At 62.8% G+C, this 25,157-nt stretch carries 21 protein-coding genes, 1 other RNA gene and 1 pseudogene; 11 read left to right on the plus strand and 12 right to left on the minus strand.

The features are described 5' to 3' along the window. The gene (locus F759_RS0104555) at nt 1–1,125 is read right to left on the minus strand and encodes a protein-L-isoaspartate(D-aspartate) O-methyltransferase (RefSeq protein ID WP_027798809.1); all 1,125 of its coding nucleotides are present in this window, start codon (nt 1,123–1,125) and stop codon (nt 1–3) included. Continuing rightward, a complete protein-coding gene (gene surE / locus F759_RS0104560; RefSeq protein WP_027798810.1) occupies nt 1,122–1,880 on the minus strand; it encodes a 5'/3'-nucleotidase SurE in 759 nt (252 codons plus the stop codon). Before surE ends, F759_RS0104555 begins: the two co-directional genes overlap by 4 nt. A 221-nt stretch (nt 1,881–2,101) precedes the next feature. Between surE and F759_RS0104565 the strand changes: the two genes are divergently transcribed. Next, nucleotides 2,102–3,076 (plus strand): NADPH:quinone oxidoreductase family protein, encoded by a 975-nt coding sequence (locus F759_RS0104565; RefSeq protein WP_027798811.1) that lies wholly within the window; start codon nt 2,102–2,104, stop codon nt 3,074–3,076. A gap of 126 nt (nt 3,077–3,202) precedes the next feature. Here the strand turns inward: F759_RS0104565 and F759_RS0104570 are convergent, their stop codons facing one another. After that, nucleotides 3,203–4,027 (minus strand): ABC transporter permease, encoded by an 825-nt coding sequence (locus tag F759_RS0104570; RefSeq protein WP_027798812.1) that lies wholly within the window; start codon nt 4,025–4,027, stop codon nt 3,203–3,205. Nucleotides 4,028–4,309: 282 nt separating this feature from the next. Here F759_RS0104570 and F759_RS0104575 point away from each other — a divergent pair, with 282 nt between their 5' ends. Beyond that, nucleotides 4,310–5,647 (plus strand): DUF2142 domain-containing protein, encoded by a 1,338-nt coding sequence (locus F759_RS0104575; protein WP_084534197.1) that lies wholly within the window; start codon nt 4,310–4,312, stop codon nt 5,645–5,647. A gap of 176 nt (nt 5,648–5,823) precedes the next feature. Here F759_RS0104575 and F759_RS0104580 read toward each other — a convergent pair whose 3' ends face one another. The 7 genes from F759_RS0104580 to ffs all read right to left on the minus strand — a co-directional run bounded on the left by F759_RS0104580 (nt 5,824) and on the right by ffs (nt 13,692). Further along, on the minus strand, nt 5,824–6,645 hold the full coding sequence (locus F759_RS0104580) for an ABC transporter ATP-binding protein (protein WP_027798814.1): 822 nt from the start codon (nt 6,643–6,645) through the stop codon (nt 5,824–5,826). 56 nt (nt 6,646–6,701) lie between these two features. Next, nucleotides 6,702–7,739 carry an ABC transporter substrate-binding protein gene (locus tag F759_RS0104585; RefSeq protein ID WP_027798815.1) on the minus strand — a complete coding sequence of 346 codons (1,038 nt, stop codon included), beginning with the start codon at nt 7,737–7,739 and terminating at the stop codon, nt 6,702–6,704. A 135-nt stretch (nt 7,740–7,874) separates the two neighbouring features. Next, entirely contained in the window at nt 7,875–9,179 is a 1,305-nt protein-coding gene (locus tag F759_RS0104590; RefSeq protein ID WP_027798816.1) for a CaiB/BaiF CoA transferase family protein, read from the minus strand. A 101-nt stretch (nt 9,180–9,280) separates the two neighbouring features. Further along, nucleotides 9,281–9,877, minus strand: a complete 597-nt coding sequence (gene recR, locus F759_RS0104595) for a recombination mediator RecR (RefSeq protein ID WP_027798817.1) — start codon at nt 9,875–9,877, stop codon at nt 9,281–9,283. A 274-nt stretch (nt 9,878–10,151) separates the two neighbouring features. Beyond that, on the minus strand, nt 10,152–10,478 hold the full coding sequence (locus F759_RS0104600; RefSeq protein WP_006048866.1) for a YbaB/EbfC family nucleoid-associated protein: 327 nt from the start codon (nt 10,476–10,478) through the stop codon (nt 10,152–10,154). Between the two features lie 71 nt (nt 10,479–10,549). Then, nucleotides 10,550–13,306 (minus strand): DNA polymerase III subunit gamma/tau, encoded by a 2,757-nt coding sequence (gene dnaX / locus F759_RS0104605; RefSeq protein WP_027798818.1) that lies wholly within the window; start codon nt 13,304–13,306, stop codon nt 10,550–10,552. 287 nt (nt 13,307–13,593) lie between these two features. Further along, nucleotides 13,594–13,692, minus strand: an RNA gene (gene ffs / locus F759_RS40385) — signal recognition particle sRNA small type. Between the two features lie 428 nt (nt 13,693–14,120). Here ffs and trxA point away from each other — a divergent pair. The 8 genes and pseudogenes from trxA to F759_RS0104650 all read left to right on the plus strand — a co-directional run bounded on the left by trxA (nt 14,121) and on the right by F759_RS0104650 (nt 23,145). Further along, a complete protein-coding gene (gene trxA, locus F759_RS0104610) occupies nt 14,121–14,447 on the plus strand; it encodes a thioredoxin TrxA (protein ID WP_006048864.1) in 327 nt (108 codons plus the stop codon). 284 nt (nt 14,448–14,731) lie between these two features. Then, nucleotides 14,732–16,000, plus strand: coding sequence for a transcription termination factor Rho (gene rho / locus F759_RS0104620; RefSeq protein WP_006048863.1), 1,269 nt, complete (start codon nt 14,732–14,734; stop codon nt 15,998–16,000). Nucleotides 16,001–16,175: 175 nt separating this feature from the next. Continuing rightward, nucleotides 16,176–16,634, plus strand: a pseudogene (locus F759_RS37225) (MerR family transcriptional regulator); the annotation flags it as partial. Nucleotides 16,635–16,807: 173 nt separating this feature from the next. Continuing rightward, entirely contained in the window at nt 16,808–18,364 is a 1,557-nt protein-coding gene (locus F759_RS0104630; RefSeq protein WP_027798819.1) for an MFS transporter, read from the plus strand. A gap of 14 nt (nt 18,365–18,378) precedes the next feature. Continuing rightward, nucleotides 18,379–19,215 (plus strand): M90 family metallopeptidase, encoded by an 837-nt coding sequence (locus F759_RS0104635; RefSeq protein ID WP_027798820.1) that lies wholly within the window; start codon nt 18,379–18,381, stop codon nt 19,213–19,215. A 167-nt stretch (nt 19,216–19,382) separates the two neighbouring features. Next, complete coding sequence (locus tag F759_RS0104640; RefSeq protein ID WP_027798821.1) at nt 19,383–19,649, plus strand: type B 50S ribosomal protein L31; 267 nt, start codon at nt 19,383–19,385, stop codon at nt 19,647–19,649. A gap of 356 nt (nt 19,650–20,005) precedes the next feature. Next, nucleotides 20,006–21,763 carry an ArnT family glycosyltransferase gene (locus F759_RS0104645; RefSeq protein WP_027798822.1) on the plus strand — a complete coding sequence of 586 codons (1,758 nt, stop codon included), beginning with the start codon at nt 20,006–20,008 and terminating at the stop codon, nt 21,761–21,763. 2 nt (nt 21,764–21,765) lie between these two features. Next, nucleotides 21,766–23,145 (plus strand): MATE family efflux transporter, encoded by a 1,380-nt coding sequence (locus F759_RS0104650; protein ID WP_027798823.1) that lies wholly within the window; start codon nt 21,766–21,768, stop codon nt 23,143–23,145. Nucleotides 23,146–23,324: 179 nt separating this feature from the next. On the opposite strand, the gene F759_RS0104655 is transcribed toward F759_RS0104650, so the two are convergent. Both F759_RS0104655 and F759_RS0104660 read right to left on the minus strand, forming a co-directional pair. Next, nucleotides 23,325–23,762, minus strand: a complete 438-nt coding sequence (locus F759_RS0104655) for a carboxymuconolactone decarboxylase family protein (RefSeq protein ID WP_027798824.1) — start codon at nt 23,760–23,762, stop codon at nt 23,325–23,327. Further along, on the minus strand, nt 23,714–24,211 hold the full coding sequence (locus tag F759_RS0104660) for a MerR family transcriptional regulator (protein WP_027798825.1): 498 nt from the start codon (nt 24,209–24,211) through the stop codon (nt 23,714–23,716). The genes F759_RS0104655 and F759_RS0104660 overlap by 49 nt, the downstream gene beginning before the upstream one ends. A 294-nt stretch (nt 24,212–24,505) precedes the next feature. Between F759_RS0104660 and F759_RS0104665 the strand changes: the two genes are divergently transcribed. After that, on the plus strand, nt 24,506–25,096 hold the full coding sequence (locus tag F759_RS0104665; protein ID WP_027798826.1) for a ComEA family DNA-binding protein: 591 nt from the start codon (nt 24,506–24,508) through the stop codon (nt 25,094–25,096). Nucleotides 25,097–25,157 lie beyond the last annotated feature (61 nt).

Below are 25,157 nucleotides of genomic sequence, written 5' to 3' on the forward strand. Positions count from 1 at the left end.
TCAAATCACTCCGGATTTTAAGGGTACAAAGAAAACGCGATCAAGCCGCGATTCGCGCCACTGCGCAGGCCCGAGACGCTCGACGAGCGTCAGCACCTGGCTCTGGCTTTCCTGCGAGCCGACCGGCGCAATCAGACGGCCGCCGATCGCGAGTTGTTCAAGTAATGCTTGCGGTACGTCGAGGCCCGCTGCGGCGATCAGGATCGCGTCGAACGGCGCCGCCGACGGCAGACCCAAACGCCCGTCGCCATAATGCAGCCGGATGTTCGGAATTCGCAGCGGACGCAAGTTTGTCTTCGCGCGCTCGGACAAAGGCTTGATGCGTTCGATCGAGTACACCTCGCGCGCGACCTGGCTCAGCACGGCGGCCTGGTAACCACAACCGGTGCCGATTTCCAGCACGTTGTTCAGCGCGCGCCCTGCCGCCGCCAGCTCGATCATTCGCGCGACCACGGACGGCTTCGAAATAGTCTGGTGATGCCCGATTGGCAGCGCGGCGTCTTCGTAAGCCTGAACCGCGAGGCCAGGGTCGACAAACATATGGCGCGGCACGACCGACATTGCGTTCAACACGCGCTGATCGGTGACGCCGTTCGCACGCAGGCGTTCGACCATGCGTTCGCGAACCCGTTCCGATGTCAACGCCATGACGCCGTTCAAAGCGACATTGGGCGCGGCACTGCGCTCCAGCGGCCGGTTTGCGGCTTTCGCGGGCGGCGCGGACTGTGCAGCGCGTTTGCCCGCCGTTCGCGCGGGCGATAGCGCCGCTGCCGGTGTGTTACCCGAAGACGCTGGGCGTGCAGTCGTGCTCTGCACGATGGGCCTCGTCGGCGCCTTCGCTGCGGGCGCGGCGAGCGGCTTCGGCGGCGTGATGATCTGTGGCCTCGCTTGCGTGCCGCCCGGCGCCTTCGCTGCGACCGGCGCCTGCGCTCGGCCCTGCCTGGACTGCGCTTTGCCTGCCGGACCCGGCTGCAGATTCTTCGCCGGCTGCTGCCGCACATTGAGCGCCGCACTCGCGGCAAGCGCCGCCGCGCGCACTTCGCCTGGACGGCCTTCGGGCCGGCGCGGCTCGCGCACCAGATCCTCGAGGCCGAGCGGGAAGCGCTTTGCGCGCTCGCTCGTCATGAAGCGTGACTGCCCGCGCGCGCCCAGTCGCGCGCCGCCGGCAGCATTTGTGTATGCGTCAGGTCGAGTTGCAGCGGCGTGATCGACACATGGCCGTTGGCGACTGCGTGGAAATCCGTGCCTTCGCTCGCATCGCGCGCGCTGCCCGACGGGCCGATCCAGTAGATCGGTTCGCCGCGCGGATTGGTCTGGCGGATCACCGGCTGCGACGGATGCCGCTTGCCAAGACGGGTGATATACCAGCCGCCGAGTTGCTCATACGGCAGATTCGGAATATTGACGTTCAGTAGCGGATGCCCCGGCAACGGATGCGCGAGGTAATGCGCAACGATTTCCGCAGCAACGCGGACTGCGTCTTCGAGATGCACCCAATCCTTGTCGACGAGCGAAAACGCGATGGCCGGCACGCCGAACATGATGCCTTCGGTCGCAGCCGCGACGGTGCCTGAATAAAGCGTGTCCTCGCCCATGTTCTGGCCGTTGTTGATGCCGGATACAACCAGATCGGGCGTGTGGTCGAGCATGCCCGTCAGCGCGATGTGCACCGAATCGGTAGGTGTGCCGTTCACGTAGTAAAAACCGTTGGCCGAGCGCAGCACCGAAAGCGGCCGCGACAGCGTCAGGGAATTTGACGCGCCGCTGCAGTTCTGTTCGGGCGCCATCACGGTCACATCCGCGAGCGGCTTGAGCGCTTCGTAAAGCGCGGCAAGGCCGGGCGCCAGATAACCGTCGTCGTTGCTGAGTAGAATTCGCATGCGGCGATTGTAACCGAGGAAAGAAGGCGCGCGAACGACACGGCAGGCGTGTTGCGCAAGCCTCGCGAAGCGCGTGCGCCCGCCTTCCGATGCCAGCGCATGAACGTGCCGCATGAAGTGCATTAACGCGGGTTGTCCGGCCGCGCAAAGGAGCAAACCGCACGGTCGTGCGGATGATTTACACTCGAAGTCACTGCGACCCCCGATCGAATGGAGACACGATGCGCGCGATTCGCTGTAATCAATACGGCCCGCCGGAAAGCCTCACCGTCGAGAACCTGCCGGACCTCGAGCCCGGGCCCGGCCATGTCGTGATCGACGTGAAGGCCGCGTCCGTCAACTTTCCCGATGTGCTGATCATCGAGAACAAGTACCAGTTCAAACCGCCGCTGCCCTTTACGCCGGGCTCGGAGGTCGCGGGCGTCGTGCGCGCGGTAGGCGCAGGCGTCACGCAGTTCAGGCCGGGCTCGCGCGTGGTCGCGTTCACCGGTTCGGGTGGCTTCGCTGAGCAGGCGCTCGCGAGCGCCTCGGCCTGCGTGCCGCTCGCGGACGGAGTGGACCTGGAACTCGCCGCCGCGTTCACGCTGGCGTACGGCACGTCGCATCACGCAGTGGTGGATCGCGGCGCGCTGCAATCCGGCGAGACGATGCTCGTACTGGGCGCAGCGGGCGGTGTGGGACTTGCGGCCGTCGAGATCGGCAAGGCGCTCGGCGCGCGCGTGATCGCGGCGGCGTCGAGCGATGAAAAGCTCGCGATATGCGTCGAGCACGGCGCAGACGCGACGATCAACTACAGCACCGAAGACCTCCGCGAGCGCATCAAGGCTCTCACCGACGGCCGAGGTCCGGACGTGATCTATGATCCGGTCGGCGGTGTATATACGGAGCCGGCGTTTCGCAGCATCGGCTGGCGCGGGCGTTATCTCGTGGTCGGCTTTGCAAACGGCGAAATTCCGAAGCTGCCGCTCAATCTGACGCTGCTCAAAGGCGCGAGCGTGGTCGGCGTGTTCTGGGGAGATTTTGCGAAGCGCGAGGCCGAGCGCAATCACGCCGCCTTCCAGCAGATGGTCGGCTGGATTGGCGAAGGCAAGCTCAAGCCCTACGTGTCGGCGCGCTATCCGCTCGAAGAAACCGGGCGCGCGCTGCGAGATATGGCCGAGCGGCGCGTGATCGGCAAAGTGGTGATTACCCCCTAGCTGCGTCTGTAGCCAACGTGCGGCTGCGGCCTGGAACTGGCCTTCACCGAGCGTTGCGCAAAAATAAAAACAGCGTGTGGCTCTCTGGCCCACACGCTGTTTTTTCTTGCGCGGCGTTTGCGATTCCTACAGCTTTTCCGTATCGCCCGTCTTAGGCTGCCACTTCATCAGATGCCTCTCGCCCACGCCGACGATCGCGTCGAGAATCAGCGCGAACGCGGTCAGCACAAGAATGCCGGCGAACACGGTATTGATGTCGAAGGTGCCTTCGGCTTGCAGAATCAGGTAGCCGACGCCGCGCGCCGAGCCGAGATACTCGCCCACCACCGAGCCGACGAACGCGAGACCCACGGACGTGTGCAAGCTCGAAAACACCCAGCTCATCGCGCTCGGCAAATAGACGAAGCGCAGCAGTTGCTTGCCGTTCGCGCCGAGCATGCGCGCGTTTGCGAGCACGACCGGGCTCACTTCCTTCACGCCCTGATAGACGTTGAAGAACACGATAAAGAACACCAGCGTCACGCCCAACGCGACCTTCGACCAGATGCCGAGGCCAAACCACACGCCGAAGATCGGCGCGAGAATCACGCGCGGCATCGAGTTTGCGGCCTTGATATACGGATCGAACAGCGCGCTCGCGAGCGGCGACAGTGCAAGCCATAAACCGACGCCGAGTCCGAGCGCCGTGCCGAGCGCAAATGCGAGCACCGTCTCGAGCAAGGTGATCCACAGGTGCAGATAAATCTCGCCGGTCGTGAACCACTCCCAGATCCGCTGCAGCACTTTTTGCGGTTCGCCGAAGAAGAAAGCCGCCTTGTTCGGATCGTCGAAATAGAACGCCGGCAAAAGTGTCGGGCTCGTCAACACGTACCAGAGCACGAAGCAGAGTACCAGCAACACCCATTGCCAGATCACCAGATTCGCCCGGTTGGGGCGCAACGTCTTCCACATGACTCGGTTTGCCTTAGACGATTGATAGACGTAAAACGCAATGCGCTCGAACAGCCTTCGGGCAGCGATGATCTTCTGCTGATAGCCTTGCAGAGTATTTAAACCCATAGCAAACGCACGCTGGATAAGGAACTCGCGCAGACCGTTTCTAATATTTTGCTCATGAATGAGCGAATCCCGGAGCGGTTTGCCGCAAAGTGTATGGCAAATATTTGAAACGTGAAAGCCAGCGAAAATCAGCATTGCGCTATCATCCGGCAAAATTATTTCCCCTACAGCTGAATGAACAGACTATCTCGCGGTGCACTCACTTTCTTTGCGATCGTCGCTATAGGCGCAATCCTTTCCGCCCTGATTCCTCCGATGCAGTCGCCGGATGAAAACGACCACATCAAGCGCGCGTATCTGCTGTCAGCGCTTAGCCCAACCGTTACGGAACCGGGCCGCTCGACCGGCGGATATTTTGACGACGCCTTGCAGCAGTATCAGGTCCTGAACTTTCAGGCGCTTTCGACGAAGCCACAAGCGCGCTTCGACGCGAAGACAGCCGCTGACGGCTCGGCGATCAGATGGAGCGGCGTGCGGCATTACGTTGATATGGCCGGCGCGGCGCCGTATTTCCCGCTAGGCTATCTACCCGCAGCAATCGGCCTGCGGATCGGTGAATCGCTCGATCTCGGAGTCGGTGCGTCATACCGGCTCGCGCGGGCCGTGACGCTGATCACGATCGCGACAATCATCGCCTATGCGTTCACCATCTTCTGTCCAAACGCACTGGTCATCTGCATTCTCGCGCTGCCAATGACCATGTTTCAGATGTCGAGTGCTTCGGCTGACGGCATGTCGTTTGCGTGGACGGTACTCGCCGCCAGCCTGTTCCGCCGCGGCATGGAGAAGGAAGAACCGTTCCCGCTCTGGTGGTCGGTGTTGCTGATCGTAGCGTCGTTCATGATCTCCACCAGCCGGCCGCAACTGATCGCCATACTCGTTCTCGCGCCGGTGGTGTTCCTCGTGCGCAACGATCGCCGTGCGCTTGCCGCGTCGCTCATTGCGGCACTGCTGGCTGTCGGTTGGGTGTTGTACGGTGCATCGCATACAGTCGATCTACGCTGGCCGCGCTCGGTCACGACCGGCCAGGTAGTAGCGCTCTACCTGCACCATCCAATCGAACTCGTGAAAGTCGTATGGCGCACGCTGTCCAATCCCGCTATCCTCGATTCATACTGGCGCCAGTTCGTCGGCGTGCTGGGTTGGCTCGACCGGCCTATGCCGCCGATAACTTACAAGCTGGCCGGCGTCGGACTGATCGTTGCGTTGGCACTCTCGTGCTCGCGACGGGTAGGCGCTTTCGCTCGAACGGTTCCGCTACTCGTCGCCGCATCTGCGGTCTTGCTGACTCTCGTCGCGTTGCTCATTACGTGGACCGATCAACCGGCGAAACTCATCATCGGCGTGCAAGGGCGCTATTTCACGGCGCCGGCCATTCTGGCGGCGTACGCGCTAAGCAGTCGGTATATCGGCGACCAGCGCTCCATCGCGCGGCTTGTCGTCTGCGGCGTGTTCATCGTTGCCTCAGTGTCGATGACCGTCTCGACGCTGATCTGGAAATACTATCTTTGAGGCGGATCGTATGAACCCATCGACGCGTGAGCCGGGTATTCGGGGCTCCTCTACCCGGCCATTTTTGAGCGCGTTCGCATTGTCAGAAAACGCGCGCCGCCTAGAGCGCGCTTCCCGTTACTCCGAAAGCAGAATAACCGGAGCATCAACAACCGTCCGCGTGATGTCACTAGCTCTTACTGAGCCGGGGTCGCAGACAGTTGCTGCTGATAGCCCTTCAGCACTTCGTCACGCAACACGCTCCATATCTGCGCGTGCAGTTCCACAAAGCGCGGGTGCGAGCGAATTTCCGCGACGTCGCGCGGACGCGGCAAGTCGATCGTGAATTCGCCGATAGGATGCGTGCGCGGCCCCGCCGACAAGACCACCACACGGTCGGACATCGCGATCGCCTCGTCGAGGTCGTGCGTGATGAACAGCACTGCCTTGCGTTTGGCTGCCCACAGGTCGAGCAATTCGTTTTCCATCAGCTGACGCGTCTGGATATCGAGCGCCGAAAACGGCTCGTCCATCAAAATGATGTCCGGATCGAGAATCAGCGTCTGCGCCATCGCGACGCGCTTGCGCATGCCGCCCGATAATTGATGCGGATAGCGGTCGCCGAAACCGCCGAGGCCCACGCGCTTGAGCCACTCTTCCGCTTTATCGCTCGCCTCCGCCGGCGGCACGCCGTGGAACGCGAGACCCGCGAGAACGTTGTCGATAGCCGAGCGCCACGGCATCAATGCATCGGCCTGGAACATATAGCCCGCGCGCCGGTTGATGCCCTTCAACGGCTCGCCGAACACGCTGACCGTACCCGACGACGGCCCGAGCAAACCCGCGCCGACGTTCAGCAATGTGGATTTGCCGCAACCGGTCGGCCCTACCACCGAAACGAACTCGCCTGGCGCGATCCGCAAAGTGGTGTCCTTGACCGCGGTGTAGCGCTGCGCGCGGTTGTCGCGCGCAGCGAACGTGCAAGTGATGTTTTCGAGCGCCAGGGCTGCAACGGTCATCGTTCGACTCGCTTGGTGGATCGGTTTCGGTGTGGAGCGCCGCGCGCGGCTTGGGTTCAGGCCTTGACGGTCGTCAGTGCTTTCTTGACGAAGTCGTTGGTCCACGTCTTCGACACGTCGATCGGCTTGCCCTGCACTGCCGGGTCGAACGCCTGCAAGGTCTTGAGCGACGTCGCGGGACCGTCGGCGGGCATCAGCCCATCGGGCGACATTGCTTCCTTCACATGCTGCCATGCGTCGAGGTACACCGCGCGATCGCCGAGCAAATAACCTTCCGGCACCGTGCTGATGAGTTCGCTGCCGGTCGCCGTCTGCAGCCACTTGAGCGCGCGCACCATCGCGTTGGTCAGCGCCTGGGTGGTGTTCGGATTCTTCGTGATGAAGCTTTGCGATGCATAGAGGCACCCTGCCGGCATGTCGCCGCCGAACACATTGCGCGTGTCGGCAAGCGTGCGCGTGTCCGAGACGATGCGAATCTCGCCAGTGCGTTCGAGCTTGGTCATTACCGGATCGAGATTGGCGAGCGCGTCGATCTGGCCGGATTGCAGCGCCGCGATCGCACCGGCGCCCGCGCCGACGCCGATAAACGCGACGTCTTTCGCGGTCAGCCCGCCTTTGGCCAGCACGAAGCTCGCCATGATCGCCGTCGACGAACCCGGCGCCGTCACGCCGATTTTCTTGCCCTTCAGATCGGCAATCGACTTGTAGTTGGGCATGGTCTTCTTCGACACCGCAAGCACGATCTGCGGCGCGCGTCCCTGCAATACGAATTCGCGGAACGACTGCTTCTGCGCCTGCAACAGCAACGTGTGCTCGAATGCGCCTGATACGACATCGGCGCTGCCGCCCACCGCCGCCTTCAACGCCTGCGAGCCGCCGGCGAAGTCGGAGATCTCGACGTCGAGTCCTTCGTCCTTGAAGTAATTGCGGCGCTCGGCAATCGTGAGCGGCAAATAGTAGAAGAGGTTTTTTCCGCCGACAGCAATGGCCACCTTAGTGGTTTCCAGTTTCCCTTGTGCGAAAGCAAGCGGCGTGGCCGTCAGTGTGGCGCCAGCCAGCGCGGCGGTACCGGCGAGGAAGCTTCTGCGATGCATGTTCGTTGTCTCCGAGGCTCTTGCAAAATCTGGTCTTGCGATTTTATTTGTTCGCCGCAGCGGGCGGTGCTCACATGCGTTGCTCACATGGCTCGCCCGCACACGCAGCCCAAAAGCGCTGCTCGCGCAGTATGCTCACACAATTTGTTGCGCATGCAACCTTGCGATGTGGTCTGCATCATAACCTAGCGATTGCAGGACTTCATCCGTATGTTCACCCAGTTCGGGGCCGAGCCAGCGCGTCTCGCCGGGCGTTTCCGAGAGCTTCGGGGTGACCGCGGGCAGCGTGATTTCGCGGCCGTCCTGCCACTTGAAGCGCTGAATCATCTGGCGCGCCATGTACTGCGGATCGGTGAACATGTCGGCCACGCTGTAGATGCGGCCCACCGGCACGTCGGCGGCGTTGAGCACCGCGAGCGCTTCGTCGATGGTGCGCGTGGCGAGCCACGCGGCAATCGCAGCGTCGATTTCCTGCGTGCGCGGCACGCGGCCGTCGTTGTGCGCGAGACCAGGATCGTTCGCGAGGTCTTCTCGTTCGATCGCGATCATCAGGCGCTTGAAGATCGGATCGCTATTACCGCCAATCACAATGCTGCCGTCGCGGCACGGGTAAGTATTCGACGGCACGATGCCCGGCAGCGATGCGCCGGTGCGCTCACGCACCATGCCGTACACGCCGTATTCGGGCACCACGCTTTCCATCATGTTGAAGACGGCCTCGTACAGCGCGACGTCGACGACCTGCCCCTTGCCGCCGTTCACCTGCTTGTGATGCAGCGCCATTAGCGCGCCGATCACACCGTGCAACGCCGCGATCGAATCGCCGATCGAGATGCCGATGCGCGGCGGCGGCAAATCCGGATAGCCGGTGATATGGCGCAAGCCGCCCATCGACTCCGCAATCGCGCCGAAGCCCGGCCGGTCGCGATACGGTCCGGTCTGGCCGTAGCCGGACAGACGCACCATCACGAGCCCGGGGTTTTCCGCCGATAGCGCGTCATAGCCGAGCCCGAGTTTCTCCAGCAAACCAGGCCGAAAATTCTCGACGACGATATCCGCTTCCCGCGCGAGCCGCCGCACGATCTCCTTGCCCTCTTCGGCCTTCAGATTGATCGTGACGGACTTCTTGTTGCGCGCCTGCACGGCCCACCACAGCGACGTGCCGCCGACTTCCGGATACAGCTTGCGCCATTTGCGCAGCGGATCGCCGCCGTTCGGGTCTTCGATCTTGATCACGTCCGCGCCGAACTCGCCGAGAAAGCGGGCGGCAAACGGCCCCGCGATCAGCGTGCCGAGTTCCAGTACCTTCACGCCGGCAAGCGGGCCGGGCGCGGGTTGCGGCGTCTGAGCGGCTCGATTGGCCTCGTTGCCTTCATTGCGTTCGTTGCCTTTAGCGCTTGCGCTCGGCTCGGTCGGTCCTGATTGGGGAGTTGCGCTCATAGTCTCCTTTGTTCTGTTGGTGCGCCGGCTTGCTTGTGCCCGCGCCACCCGCGCTGCCGCCACATCCGCCGCGGTGCGTCTTCGTTGCGCGCACCGCGCGGCTACATCGAGCGGCGGTCCAGCATCGCGCGGGCGATGGTTCCGGCGTCCACGTACTCGAGCTCGCCGCCCACCGGCACCCCGCGAGCCAGGCGCGTGACTGCGAGGCCGCGGGCCTTGAGCGTCTGCCCGAGGTAGTGCGCGGTGGCCTCGCCTTCGTTGGTGAAATTGGTTGCCAGCACGACTTCTTTGACGACGCCGTCCGACGCGCGCCTGACCAGGCGATCGAAATGTATTTCCTTCGGGCCGATGCCGTCGAGCGGACTCAGACGGCCCATCAGCACGAAGTAGAGACCGCGGTAGGTCATGGTCTGTTCGAGCATGATCTGGTCGGCGGGCGTTTCGACGACGCACAGCAGCGTCGGATCGCGTTCCGGGTCCAGGCACACTTCACAGACCTGCGCTTCGGTGAAGGTATTGCACTTCTCGCAGTGCTGCAGATGCTCGGTCGCGAACAGCAACGCGCGGCCGAGCTTTTCAGCGCCGTCGCGGTCGTGCTGCATCAGGTGGTACGCCATGCGTTGCGCGGACTTCGGCCCGACTCCGGGCAGCGCGCGCAGCGCTTCGACGAGCGCCGACAAGGCGGAAGGTTGTTTCATGCGGATCGGCGTCGGGTTCGGTATGCCCAGGCAGGCGGGTTGGTAATGCGGTTTGCGCGTATCGGTTTTTTCAGGTTCTATCGGTTTCCATCGCGCCGCGCCGGCACACGGACGGATCGCCCAGGCGCGGATTGCATCGCGAAGCCAACGACCGGCGAAACGTGGGCCGGACAATGCGACTTCGGCGCTTGCGACCCGCGCCCGTCACCCGGCGCTTCTAATTCGGGGGCCGCGTTAGCGACCGTGGCGAGTCCGCTCCGGCTCCCGGTGTACGTCAGAACGGCAACTTGAAGCCCGGCGGCAGCGGCAGGCCCGAAGTCATGCCGCCCATTTTTTCCTGAGCGGTGGCTTCGGCCTTGCGCACGGCGTCGTTGAACGCAGCGGCGACGAGGTCTTCAAGCATGTCCTTGTCGTCGGCGAGCAGGCTCGGATCGATCGACACGCGGCGCACGTCGTTCTTGCAGGTCATCGTCACCTTCACGAGACCGGCGCCCGACTGCCCCTCGACTTCGATCTGAGCGAGCTGCTCCTGCATCTTCTTCATGTTTTCCTGCATCTGCTGGGCCTGTTTCATCAGCCCGGCAAGTTGACCTTTCATCATGGAAATGCTCCTTCTTGATAGCGTGGAATTCGGAAATCGCGCGCGCCCCGGTGTGCTTGTGGCGCGGTGAATCAGTGAACGGAGGACGCGCCGTTCGGGCCGGTGTCCGGATTGATCTGACCAAGCGGACTAATCGGGCGGATCGAGCCCGGCACGATGCTCGCGCCGAACTCGCGGATCAGCGACTGCACGAACGGATCGGCGCCGATCTCGCGCTCCGCTTCCTGCTGGCGTTGTGCGCGCATAGCGGCGTCGTGAGCGGCTGCCGTGCGGCGCGCCGGACCGACTTCCACCAGGACGTCGACATGCTGGCCGAGCTTTTCGGCGAGCGCGCTTTTCAGTTTCGCGACCTGCGAGGCTTCGGCGTATTGCGGCACCGGCACATTCAGTTTGAGCGTGTTGCCTTCGAGCGCCATCAGTTCGCTGTTGAACGCGAGCTGATACGAAATGCCCTTGAGCGGCAGATCGACGGCGAGCGCGGGCCAGTCGGCCTTGAACCCGAGCGAATCGAGCGGCACGGCGGCCGGCAGCGGACGCTTATCGATGACCGGTGCGGGCGTTGACGCCGGTGCGTTCACGCGGACGTCGTCGGGACCGCTGTCGAACACAGGCATGTAGTTGTCGTCGGGCGGTCCGTAGTAGCCGTCGTCGGATGCCGAAAGTGGCACATAGTCGTCGGGCGGCATGTCGTCCCACGGCGGAACCGTCGAGCCGTTTGACTGCGAGTCGTTGCGCGCCGCTGCGGTTGCTGCCGACGCGCGAGCGCCCGTTGCCGACTCCTGCTGTGACGCGCCGCGCGGTGCGCCGGGCGTCGGCACAGGCACCACCACACGCGGCGCGGCCGGCTTCGGCGTTGCCACAGCGGCAGGCTTCGCCGTCGACGCGGCGCTTGCGCGGCCGCGGTCGGACGACACTTTCAGGCCGGCGCTGCGCAAAACGTCGAGCGCAGCGCTCGCACCGCCCGCGCGGCGCGGCGGTGTCCCGGGCGACATCGCGGGCGCGGGTTTGGCTGCTTCGTTCGAATCAGCCGCCGAGGCCGCTTCGCTCGCGCGCGCGAGCGCGGCGGCAGCCGGCGCGCTGAGCGCGGCGGGTGGCGTGCTGTCGGGGGACGCTGTTTCTTCGGACGTCGATTCGGATGCAAGCGCAGCGGGCCTATCCGGCGCGGGTGTCGGCTTTATTTGCGTGACTTGCGCGGTTTGACGAGACGCGGGTTCCGCGGAGGCTGAAGCGGACCCAGCCGCCATGTCGACAGCTTTGGTGTCCGACACGTCGTTCGCGGCAGACGCAGCCGGCTCATCGTCCCACGGAGCCAACGCAAGCACGGTTGTACCTTCTGAAGCCGCGGACGTTCCCGCAGCCGGCGCGGGCACATCGACGCGCGCAGACATCTGCGCGACGTTCGCTTCGTCAGCGCTCGGCGCCGATTCTGTTTCGACGGCGAAATCGGATTTTGCCGGTGCCGGCTTTCGAGCCGCTCCGTCAGCGACATCGCCGGGGCCAGATGCAGGCTGTGTGCCGCCTGCGACAGCTTGCGTCTGAGCGGCGCTCGCGGGCGCGCTCACGACGGCACCCGCAGCACCTGCAGCATCGGAGATACCTTTTGCCTCCGGAACCGGCTCAGCTGGGAAACCCGCCGCTCCTTGCGCCGCCGCCACCGCGGGCGTACCCGCCCGCTTCGCTCCGCTCGCGCCCGTCTGACCGGCTTGCCGGCCCGACCCCGCCGCTCCACCACCGCCGCCCGTGGGGGCGGGCTCGAAAGCGAGCATGCGCAGCAGCGTCATGGTGAAACCGGCGTATTCGTCGGGCGCAAGACCGAGTTCGCTCCGGCCGATCGTCGCGATCTGATAGAACAACTGCACCTGTTCGGCGCTGAGCGTGTCCGCAAAGCGGCGCAGGTCGCCCGCCTCGGGCCACTCGTCCAACACCGACGACGGCGCGAACTGCGCCCACGCGATGCGATGCAGCAGGCTTGCGAGATCCTGCAACGCCGTGGAGAACGACAGACTGCGCAGTGCCATTTCATCGGCGACGGACAGCACGGCCGCGCCGTCGCCTTCGGTGAGCGCATCGAGCAGACGGATCAGGTAGCTCTGATCGAGCGCGCCAAGCATGCCGCGCACCGCCTCTTCATTCACCTGATTAGCCGAATAGGCGATAGCCTGGTCGGTCAGCGAGAGCGCGTCGCGCATCGAACCGTCGGCAGCGCGCGCGAGCAGGCGCAACGCCTGCGCCTCGTACGGCACCTTCTCTTCGCCCAGAATATGCTCGAGATGCGAAACGATGTGGCCGGCCGGCATCTGCTTCAGATTGAATTGCAGACAGCGCGACAGCACCGTGACCGGAATTTTCTGCGGATCAGTGGTGGCGAGAATGAATTTGACGTGCGGCGGCGGTTCTTCCAGCGTCTTCAACATCGCGTTGAAGGCGTGGTTCGTGAGCATGTGCACTTCGTCGATCATGTAGACCTTGAAGCGCGCATCGACCGGCGCGTACACCGCACGCTCCAGCAGCGCCGCCATTTCGTCGACGCCGCGATTGCTCGCCGCGTCCATCTCGACGTAATCGACGAAACGCCCTTCGTCGATTTCACGGCAGGCACGACATACGCCGCACGGTGTCGACGTCACACCGGTTTCGCAATTCAGCGCCTTGGCGAAGATGCGCGACAGCGTGGTTTTGCCGACGCCCCGCGTGCCGGTAAACAGATAGGCGTGATGCAGACGGCCGCCGTCGAGCGCGTGCGTGAGCGCGCGCACCACGTGCTCCTGTCCGACGAGCGACGCGAAATCTTTCGGCCGCCATTTGCGTGCGAGAACTTGATAGGTCATCCGGAAATTGTATCAGTAACAATGCCGTGCAAAACCGATTCGAGACGCCGCGCGAACGCGTGAAAGCGCGCGATTGAAAGTCGCTAATGGTGCGATAGGAAAAAATAGGAGCGGAGACGCCGTGTATCGTTTCCGATCGTAGGCGCAGGAGCGCAAAGCCGTACCGCAAAGGGCTCTGAACCAGCGAGCAGACGCATGGCAGGAGATCAGCGCAGAGCCAACCGGCACCTGAAAAGATGCGATCGAGGCAAACGCAAAGGGAAGAAAACAGAGCGAACAAAGAGGAAGGTGACGAGCCTGACCCTCGGCACTGGTGGAAAACGGCTGTGGCTGCTTCGTTCCCGACCTGACCAGGTTGACCATCCCTCCATGCGAGGAGGCCCGTCACGAAACATTCTATCACCGCTTGGCTCGTCGCGCGACTGTTAATGCGACCAAAGCGGTAAGCGCGCGCCGAATCACCGCCGTTCGTGCCTTGCTACGCCGCGCGCACCGCCCACTTGAGTTTGTTCGCCGAGCCTCCACATAGGCTACGTCGCAGTTGATGAAACACGGTGGCACTTCATCGGCAGCCGTCGGCCCCACTGCCCCTGATGAGTACTATCGCCCCCGGCAACGCATAGCGAATTAAGCTAAACTGCCGTACGGATGACCCGCAAGCGCGAGCCTTCCGCCCATGCCGAATCGTCCCTGACTTTTCGTGCGCAGGTGGCGAGGTTCGGAGTGCGGTTAAGCGAACGGAAGTTTCCCTAGGTTTTGACGTATCGTGGCGAGCAATTCAGGCGGGCCTCGAACCGATAGAGGTATTCATACAATGAGCGAACAAATCAAGCATATTAGCGACGCATCGTTCGAACAGGACGTCGTTAAATCCGATAAACCCGTGCTGCTCGACTTCTGGGCTGAATGGTGCGGTCCGTGCAAGATGATCGCGCCGATCCTCGACGAAGTCGCCAAGGATTACGCCGATCGCCTGCAAATCGCGAAGATCAACGTTGACGAACATCAATCGACGCCGGTCAAATTCGGCGTGCGCGGCATTCCCACGCTGATCCTGTTCAAGAACGGCGCTGTCGCCGCACAGAAGGTCGGCGCATTGTCGAAGTCGCAGCTCACCGCATTCCTCGACGGCAACCTGTAAATCGGTCACGCGGGCGCGCCGCGCGGTCCACCGCGACCGGCGCGCGCCTTGTCCGTGCTGTTGTCGGCCTTGGTGCCGGCGTTGGTGTCCGCCCCGTTGTTCACCTGTTGTCGGTCGGCAACGTTTCCAACAAGAAAGATGCCGTAGCGCCCCACTGGCGGAAACTGGCGTGTGCTATGCTAGAATCCGCAAAACGTCGAAAAGACGTGTAAGTCCTTGAGCGGTTCCGCTCACTTCTCCTCCCAGATTCCATTTCGTCGCACCTTCTCCTGCGGGTTCTCCGTATGCATTTATCCGAGCTTAAGACTCTGCACGTGTCCGAATTGATCGAGATGGCCAATGGCCTCGAGATCGAAAGTGCGAACCGCCTGCGCAAGCAGGAATTGATGTTCGCCATTCTAAAAAAACGAGCCAAAACGGGCGACACGATCTTCGGCGACGGCACGCTTGAAGTGCTGCCGGACGGGTTCGGCTTCCTGCGTTCGCCGGAAACTTCCTACCTCGCCAGCACGGACGACATTTACATCAGCCCGTCGCAAATCCGCCGCTTCAACCTGCATACGGGCGACACGATCGAAGGTGAAGTGCGTACGCCGAAAGACGGCGAGCGCTATTTCGCGCTGGTAAAGGTCGACAAGGTCAACGGCCAGCCGCCGGAGGCCTCGAAGCACAAGATCATGTTCGAAAACCTGACGCCGCTGCATCCGAACAAGGTGCTGCTGCTCGAACGTGAAATGCGTGGCGAAGAAAACGTCACGGGCCGCATCATCGACATGATCGCGCCGATCGGCAAGGGCCAGCGCGGCCTGCTCGTTGCGTCGCCGAAGTCCGGCAAGACCGTGATGCTTCAGCACATCGCGCATGCGATCAAGCAGAATCATCCGGACGTCGTGCTGTTTGTTCTGCTGATCGACGAGCGCCCGGAAGAAGTGACGGAAATGCAGCGTTCGGTGGCCGGCGAAGTGATCGCTTCCACGTTCGACGAACCCGCCGCGCGCCACGTGCAGGTCGCCGAAATGGTGATCGAAAAAGCCAAGCGCCTCGTCGAAATGAAGAACGACGTGGTGATTCTGCTCGACTCGATCACGCGTCTCGCGCGTGCGTACAACACGGTCGTGCCCGCTTCGGGCAAGGTGTTGACGGGCGGTGTGGACGCCAACGCATTGCAACGCCCGAAGCGCTTCTTCGGCGCGGCGCGCAATATCGAAGAAGGCGGGTCGCTTACCATCATCGGCACGGCACTGATCGAAACCGGTAGCCGCATGGACGACGTGATCTACGAAGAGTTCAAGGGCACGGGCAACATGGAAGTGCACCTGGAACGCCGTCTTGCAGAAAAGCGCGTGTATCCGTCGATCAATCTGAACAAGTCCGGCACGCGCCGTGAAGAACTGCTGATCAAGCCCGAAGTGCTGCAAAAAATCTGGGTGCTCCGCAAGTTCATTCACGACATGGACGAAGTCGAGTCGATGGAATTCCTGCTCGACAAAATCCGCCAGACCAAGAGCAACTCCGAGTTCTTCGACATGATGCGTCGTGGCGGCGGCAGCTAAAGCTGCGCCTCGAAGCTGTATAAAAAACCGCTCGTCACCACGAGCGGTTTTTTTTCGCCCTGCGATTGTGTAGCGGTATCGGGGGGCGTGACTTTAACGCCGATGCAGCCAACCTGTACGTGAACGTACACGTTGAAGTAGAATCGGGCGAGATCCTCCTGCGCGCCAAACCCCTATGTCGAATGAATCGCCTACTCTGCTTACCGTACGCGACGCTGCCGAGCGCCTCGGCGTCACGCCGCGCACACTGAAATACTATGAGGAGCGCGGGCTCGTCTCGCCGGCTCGAAGCGAAGGCCGCTACCGTCTTTATGACGATAAGGACTTGCAGCAGTTCGGACGCATTCTGCGGCTGCGCTCGCTCGGTTTCTCGCTGCATGGCATTACCGAAATGCTCAAACGGCCGCTCGAACCGGTCCAAGGCGGGCATCGTTTTTCGACTGAATCGCTACAGCAGATTCACGACGCCCTCGCGGAACAGGTCGACGCACTCGACGCACGCATTCAGGCCATGCGCCGCGAGCTCAAGGAAGCGCTGAAGCTGCGCGGCGAACTTGGCCCGGACCTCGATTACCTGAAGCGCCGCCTAGCGGGCGAGAACGCGGACACCCTGCTGGAACAGCGCCGCAACGCGCTGGGGAAAGGCGCAAAAGCTGCAAATGTCCTGAAGGCCCCGACAGCCATCAACGCAGTCAAAGCCACCCAAGCCGCCAAAGCCACCCAAGCCGCCAAACGCAATCAAGCCTGTACAGCGCCTGCTGCAAAGCCTGCCAAAAAACCACGTGCCGCTACGGCGCGCGAGCGCTCATGAGCGCTGCGCGGCCTCGCATCACGTGGCTAAGCGCGGAGAAGCTGCGCGGCGATTTTTTCCCGTGGGTGCTTGCGGTCGTCACCGGTCTCGACTACTTCGACAACTCGGCTTTTTCGTTTTTTGCGAGCTATATCGCCGGTGGCGTGAACGCGTCGCCGGACGAACTCGTGTGGGCTTCGAGCGCGTACGCCGTCGCCGCGGTGCTCGGCATTCTGCAGCAGGAATGGTGGGTCGAGCGCTTCGGCTATCGGCGCTACGTCGCGGCTTGCATGCTTTTCTATGCCGCCGGCGCTGTGGCCGCCGCGCTGTGTGAATCGTCGGTTGAACTCGCGTTCGCGCGCGGCTTTCAGGGCTATTTTATCGGCCCGATGATGGGCACCTGCCGCATTCTGATCCAGATGAGCTTCACGCCCAAACAACGCCCCGCTGCGACCCGCGCATTCCTGATTCTGATCGTATTGAGCAGCGCGCTCGCGTCGTTGATCGGCGCTCAGCTGATCGCGTGTTTCGGCTGGCGCGCGGTCTTCGCCTGCACTGCGCCCGCCGGCATGCTGTTCGCCGCTCTCGCGTTGCTCGCGCTGCCTGACGCGGGCAACCGTTTGCCCGAAGAGCGAGGCTCAGCGCATTTCTGGCCATACATCATCTTTGCCTTTGCGCAAGGCGCGTTGCAAATCGTCATGCAACAGGTGCGTTTCCAGTTATTTAGCGCATCGCCCAGTCTGATCCTGCTGACGCTCGCAGGCATCGTCGCGCTCGGCTGGTTCGCGTATCACCAGTGGCATCACCCCGCGCCGCTCATGCGCCTGCATGCACTGCGTGAAAAGGTGTTTCAGGTCGGCCTCGTGCTGTACATGTTCTACTACTACATCTCCACCGCCTTTAGCTATCTTATTTCGCGTTTCCTCGAGAGCGGTCTCGGCTATCCGGTCGAGAACACCGGACAACTCGTCGGCACAACCTCGGTGATTTCCGCGAGCGCCCTGTTCGTTTATCTGCGCTTCGCAAAACTTCTGACGCGCAAGAAATGGATCATCGTGCCCGGCTTCGTCATTGCCGCGCTCACGGCCGCGTGGATGACCCGCATGTCGCCGTCCGTCGGCGAATCGGCGCTTGTCGGGCCGCTCCTGTTGCGCGGCCTGCTACTGTTGTTCATTGTGCTGCCGGTCGCCAATCTGACGTTCAGAATCTTCGCAATAGAAGAATTCACGCACGGCTACCGGCTCAAGAACGTCGTGCGGCAGTTGACGATCTCATTCGCGACCGCGTCGGTGATCATCGTCGAGCAGCATCGCCAGGCGTTGCATCAAGCGCGCCTCGCGGAGTTCGTGAATCCGTACAATCCATTGTTTCAGGACTCGCTTGCGGCGCTCACGCGCGCGTTGTCCGCCTCGGGGCATTCGCCGTCGGACGCGCATTCGCTCGCGGTCGTGGAAATCAGCCGGGCGGTGGCGCGGCAGGCCAGCTTTCTCACTTCGCTCGACGGCTTTTACTTCCTGATTGGCATTGCGATATGCGGCGGGATTTTTGCCGCGTGGCAAAAACAGATCGACTAACGGTTTCATCGGTGATGCTTTCGAAACTCACTCAATGGCTCGGCGCTCGCCGGCGCGAGCGCGCGCTGCGCGACTACGCGATTGGCGACGCCCTCTGGCAAGCCACGCTCGACCGCTTGCCGTTTTTCGCGCATTTGAACGCGCCGGATCTCGCGCGCCTGCGCGAATTGACCAGCCTTTTCATCGCGCAAAAGGAGTTCTCGACCGCGCATGATCTGGAGTTGACCGACGCAATGACCGTCGCCATCGCGGCCCAGGCGTGCTTGCCGGTGCTGAATCTGAGCCTCGATCTGTATCGCGGATGGGTCGGCGTGATCGTCTATCCGGGCGAATTCGTGATCCGCAAGACCGTCGAGGACGAAGACGGCGTCATTCACGAGGTCGAACAGGACGCGAGCGGCGAAGCGTGGGAAGGAGGCCCGGTGGTACTGTCGTGGGAAGACGCGCAGATGACGGACGGCGCGGACGCGTACAACGTGGTCATCCACGAGTTCGCGCACAAAATCGACATGCTGAACGGCGAGGCCGACGGCCACCCGCCGCTCGTGCGCCGTTGGCACGCGCCGCTCGACGGCGAAGCGTGGGCCGATGTGTTCGACTCCGCCTACGATCAGTTCTGCGCCCGCGTCGACGCGGTGCCGCAGCGCCGCTGGACGCGCTTCGAGCGCGAGTCGCTGATCGATCCTTACGCCGCGGATCACCCGTCGGAATTTTTCGCGGTATGCAGTGAGGCGCTGTTCGTAAAGCCACACGCGTTCGAGGCGGAGTATCCGGAACTATATCGGCTCCTAGCCCACTATTATCGTCAGGACCCCGCGCGAGTCGGCCTGACGTTCGCGCCGCTGCAATAAGCGAAATGCGGGCAAAAAGCCGGCAAAAACCTGACAGAATTCGTCAAGCGACTGATTTTCTGGCATAATCGCCGTTTTTCGACCATAGGCAAGTGGCTCGCGCCTAGATGCGGTCAGCGCAAAGCGGCCGCACGCGGGTTGGCTACCGCCAGATTAAAGGAAAGACCATGAAAGAAGGCATTCACCCGAATTATCGCGAAGTCCTGTTCGTCGACATGTCGAACGACTTCAGGTTTGTGACGCGCTCCACCATCCAGACGCGTGAAACTGCCGAATTCAACGGCAAGAGCTACCCGCTCGCCAAGATCGAAGTGTCGTCGGAATCGCATCCGTTCTACACCGGCCAGCAAAAGATCATGGACACGGCAGGCCGCGTCGAGAAGTTCAACAAGAAGTTCGGTTCGCGCGCTACCGGCAAGGCAGCAGCGAAGTAATAGCCGCCGCTTTGGCTCGCCCGGCCGATTCAGGCCACGTTCTGTGGGCAGCGAAGCAGCAAAAAAGAAGGGCAGCGCGAGCTGCCCTTTTTTGTCGCCTTTTTGTCGCCTTTTTGCCGCCCTTTTTTCGCTTTTTGTCGCCTGCGTGCAGGCTGCCGGATCGCGAGTGTTCGAGCCACCGCACCCGCCATGCAAACCGGGCATCGTGTAACAGCATGCTCAACGCCGTTGCAGGCCATTACCGGCCGTGACGCGTACAGTGCCTCCCGACTACAATGCCGGATGCTCCAACCGGGCCATTGCAGCCGGACCCGCAGTCCGGTGCCGGCTTTCGCTTATTAAATATCCCAAACCGCATGAGACCTGTCGTTCGCCTCACTGCTTCCGCGACCAGTGCGCTGCCACGCTGGCTGCTGCTGACTATCTGTATCGTCTACGCGTCGTTCGGCCTGTTCGGCCGCGATCCGTGGAAGAACGAGGACGCAGCGGGCTTCGGCGTGATGTGGACAATGGCGAACGGCGGCGCGCACGACTGGCTCCTGCCCAATCTGGTCGGCAAATACCTGACTGAAGACGGCCCGCTTGGCTACTGGCTCGGCGCCAGCGCGATCCGCGCGCTGGCACCGTGGGTCGATGCGAGCAATGCGTCCCGGGTCGTGACGGGCTTGCTGTTCTGCGCGGGCTGCGCATTCGTCTGGTACGCCGCCTACCTGCTCGGCCGACGCGCCGAAGTCCAGCCGTTCAAGTACGCGTTCGGCGGCGAACCGGAACCTCGCGATTATGGCCGCACGCTAGCCGACGGCGCCCTGCTGATTCTGCTCGCCTGCTTCGGCCTCGCCGAGCGGGGCCATGAGACCACGCCCCAGTTGGCGCAATTCGTATGTATCGCGATGCTCGTCTACGGGCTCGTACGAATGATCGACAAGCCGATTCAGGGCGCATCGATCTGGGGCCTCGCGATGGGCCTCGTCACACTCGCGAGCAGCCCGGTGCTGGTCGGCGCTCTTCTGCTCGGCACGCTCGCCATGACGTTGATCGTGCGCGAGACGCGCTCGCGGTGGCTGCTGCTGGCGGGTCTGCCTATCGCCCTCGCGCTTTCGGTTGCATGGCCAATTGCCGCGCTGGCCGCCTTTCCCGTCGATGCCGTCTGGTATCTGAACCAATGGGTGCACGTCAGCCTGAGTTCGTTCGCCGGCCCGCCTGGCTCAGTCGCCGCTTACGCGCTCAAGAATCTGCCGCTCTTCACGTGGCCTGCATGGCCGCTCGCGCTGTGGGCATGGTTCAGCTGGTCGGGTCTGCGTCGTGCGCCGCACGTCGCGATTCCGCTTTCGGTGATCGGGCCGCTACTGGTGCTGGTCATCCTGCAAAGCCATCAGTCGAACCGGCTTTATATGCTGCTGCTGCCGGCGCTCGCGGTGCTCGCCACCTTTGCGTTGCCCACGCTCAAACGCGGCGCGATCAACGCGATCGACTGGTTTGCATTGCTGAGCTTCACGATTCTCGGCAGCTTCGTGTGGCTCGTGTATGTGGCCGGATTGACCGGTTTCCCGCATCCGCTCGCGCGCAACCTCGCGCGTCTCGCGCCGGGCTTCGCGCCGCAGTTCAAGATTCTTTCGTTCATCTGCGCGGTTGCCGTTACGGTTTGCTGGTTCGTGCTGGTGCAATGGCGTCTCGCGCGCCATCCGAAGGTGCTATGGCGCAGCGTGGTGCTTTCCAGCGCGGGCACGACGTTAATGTGGGTGCTGCTGATGACCTTGTGGCTGCCGGTCGTCAACTACAGCCGGACCTATAAAGACGTCGCCGAACAGATCGCAAGCCATCTGCCCGAGGACTACACCTGCATATCGCCGGTGCGCCTCGGCAATGCGCAGATCGCGACTTTCGCGTATTTCGGCGACATGCATTTTTCGTTCGATCAGGACTGCGACGTCATTCTGCGGCAGGACACGCAGGAATACGGCGAGCCGAGCGCGATGTCCGACTTTATGTGGAAGCTGGTGTGGGAAGGCCGCCGCGCGGCCGACCGCGACGAGCGTTTCCGTCTGTATGTGCGCATCGACCGTCCGAAGCCGCCGGTTGTCAAACGGCGCAACTGGCACAAGAAGCCCGGCTGAACATGCTCGCCGACGTACGGAAAATCGCCGGACTCGCGTGGCCCGTGCTGATCGGCCAACTCGCGATCATCGCTTTCGGCGTGATCGATACGGCGATGGTGGGGCGTTACTCGGCCGTCGATCTAGCTGCGCTGGGCCTCGGCTCGTCGATCTATATTTCGGTCTATATCGGCTTGACCGGCATTCTCACGGCGCTGCAACCGATCACCGCGCAACTGTACGGCGCACGCCGCTATGGGGAGATCGGCGAGGAGGTCCGGCAAGCGTTATGGCTCGCACTGGCGCTCACGGTGATCGGCTTCCTGATCCTGTTCTTCCCCGGCCATCTGCTGCAACTCGCGCGCGTGCCCGCTGCGCTGCACGAGCGGACGGTGTCGTATCTGCGGATACTCGCGTTCGGCCTGCCTGCGGGCCTTGTGTTTCGCGTCTACGGTTCGATCAGCAATGCAGTCGGCAAGCCGCGACTCGTGATGATTTTGCAGATCGGCGCGCTGTTGCTGAAGGTGCCGCTCAATACGTGGTTCATTTTCGGCGGATTTGGTGTCCCGGCGCTGGGCGGTCCCGGCTGCGCGCTTGCGAGCACCTTGATCAACTGGGGGCTCGCGCTCGTGGGCATGTTGCTGCTCACGCGCGTCGACGTCTTCACGCCGTTTGCGATCTTCAAGCGCTTCTGCTGGCCGGTGTGGCAGCGTCAGGCCGCGCAGTTGCGCCTCGGCATTCCGATGGGGCTGTCGTATCTGATCGAAGTCACTTCGTACACCTTCATGGCGCTCTTCATCGCGCGCTTTGGCACCACGACGCTCGCCGGGCATCAGATCGCCGGCAACATCGGTGCGGTGTTGTATATGACGCCGCTGTCGATCGGCATCGCTTCGTCGACGTTGGTCGCTCAGGCGCTCGGCGCGCATCGTCCCGAAGCTGCGCGCACGCTGTCACGCCACGGAATCATGATGGCCGTCGCCCTCGCCTGCTGTTACGGCGCGGTGCTGCTGGTGCTGCGGCCGTATGTGATCGAAGGCTATACGCCGAACGCGCAAGTGGTGGCGGCGGCGATGCCGCTTGTACTGATCGTCGTCGGCTATCACCTGTTCGATGCGTTGCAGATCACCACCGCGTTCGTGTTGCGCGCCTACAAGGTCGCCGTCGTGCCGACCGCGATTTACGCGGTCGCGCTGTGGGGTGTGGGTCTAGGTGGCGGTTATCTACTAGGCTTCAATGTGACCGGCGCGATCCCGTCATGGCTGACGGGAGCACGCGGCTTCTGGGTAGCGAATACCGCAAGTCTCGCAATTGCCGGCGTCGGCCTGCTGGTTTACTGGCGCGTGGTGAGCAAACGGCACATGCGCGCGAGTGCGGCGCTGCGAACGGATGGCACGGCTTGACGCTGAGGCTAAAGGCGGACGCGCCATCGCTTGACGGCACAGCTGCACGCTCATGCCACCGCTTGACGCCACAGTTGCACGCCTCCGCCCCACCGTTCGGCGCTTAGATCTGCCTCTTACACAAGGACCGCCGGCGCTGAAACCGCGCAGACAAGCAACGCGCGTGGCCGAGCTGCTGCTCAGGCCTCCCGCACAACCTCCGCAGCCGTTTCTGACTGCGTCTCTTTCGATGCCTGATCGTGACGCTCGAAGATCTCGCGTGCCGCGAACAGCGCATTCAACGCTGCCGGAAAGCCGGCATACAGCGCCATCTGCATGAAGACCTCGACGATTTCCTCGCGCGTGCAGCCGACGTTCAGCGCCGCTTCGATATGCACCCTCAACTGCGGCTGCGCGCAGCCGAGCGTTGCGAGCGAAGCAATGGTGGCGATTTCCCGCGCGCGCAGGTCGAGGTGCGGACGGCTGTAAATATCGCCGAAGCCAAATTCGATCAGTAGACGCCCGAAGTCCGGCGCAATCGGCGCAAGCGCGGCGATCACCTGCTCGCCGGCCGAGCCGTCGATTTCCCTCAGTTTGTTCCAGCCTTGCGTGTAGCGGTCGTTTTGTGCGTGGTCCATGATGAATCCCTTTCCGAGTGTGAGAACGATGTGTCGTCAATCTGTCGTGCCTGACTATCCGCCGCGGGCGCCAGCCCAGCCGCTTCGCCTTCGTAATACGCGATCTTGTCGATGATCGCGCCAAGGTTGGTCTGCAACTCGGCGATGCGCGCCAGAACCGCATCGCGATGCGCCACCAGCATGTCGCGGCGCGCCCCGATCGTATGCTGACCCTCGGCACGCAGCGCCGCAAAGGCCTGCATGCCGGCGATCGGCATGCCGGTGGCTTTCAGGCGCATCACGAATTGCAGCCAGTCGAGGTCGGCCGGCGAATACAGGCGATGCCCCGCCTGCGTGCGGCCGACCGCGCGAATCAGCCGGGCCTGCTCGTAGTAGCGCAGCGTGTGCGTGGAGACGCCGATGGTGTCGGCGACCTGCCCGATAGTGAGTGCGTTCGACGTTTTCGACATGACAGGACTCAGGTTAGGACTTCGAGTGCACTCTAAGTCAAGTACGCTGTGCTGTCATTTCTCACGCGACCTCGCGGTTGCGGCGATGCGAGCAATCGGCTCACAACCGCCTTATTGCCGGGCAAAAGGTTTAAAGATTGTTCGCAGCGATTTACTTGCCATCAATCGGTCGGTATAAATCGTCGGCGGTTGCAAATAAGGGCGCGCATTTGTCCTATGCTTAAGCGCAGCGCCTGCTGCCACCTTGCGTCGTCCGTTCCCGGCTAACTTTTTGCCCTCAATGGAGTGCTTGCCATGCTGAAAAAGCTTGTGATGCTTTGCGTTGCCCTGGCGTTGTCGCTGTCGGCTGGATTTGCGGCGGCAGTCGAAGTGAATTCCGCCGATCAGGCCGCGCTCGAATCGGTCAAGGGCATCGGGCCCGCGCATGCAAAGGCGATCATCGAAGAACGCACGAAGAACGGTCCGTTCAAGGACGCCGACGATCTGGCCACGCGCGTCAAAGGCATTGGCAACAAGTCGGTCGTGAACCTCGAAGCGGCGGGCTTGACGATCAACGGCTCGTCCACGCCGCCAACGGGTGCGAAGCCCGCCACGAAGGCGCCGAGCACCGCCAGCACGAAGGCCGCGCCTGCGGCAACGCAGGCGACACCAGCCGCGCCCGCCGCGCCCGCCGAGGCATCGGGTACCAAGCCCTCGAAGTCATCGAAGAAGAAGGGCAAGGCCGCCGCGTCCGAAGCCGCAACGGCATCGGCGCCGGCTACAACCGCCGCGGCGCCCGCGGCCTCGGCAAGCGCGCCTGCCGATGCATCCGGCGCGAAGGCATCGAAGAAGAAAGCGAAAAAGAGCAAGGCTGCGTCCGCGGCGGCAGCTTCGGGCGGCGCTTGAGCGGACTTGCGCCTGAGAACTGACGTAAGCGCACTCTGTCCGAGAGGATTCACTCACCAGC

It is taken from the genome of Paraburkholderia dilworthii, assembly GCF_000472525.1.
Lineage (GTDB): Bacteria > Pseudomonadota > Gammaproteobacteria > Burkholderiales > Burkholderiaceae > Paraburkholderia > Paraburkholderia dilworthii.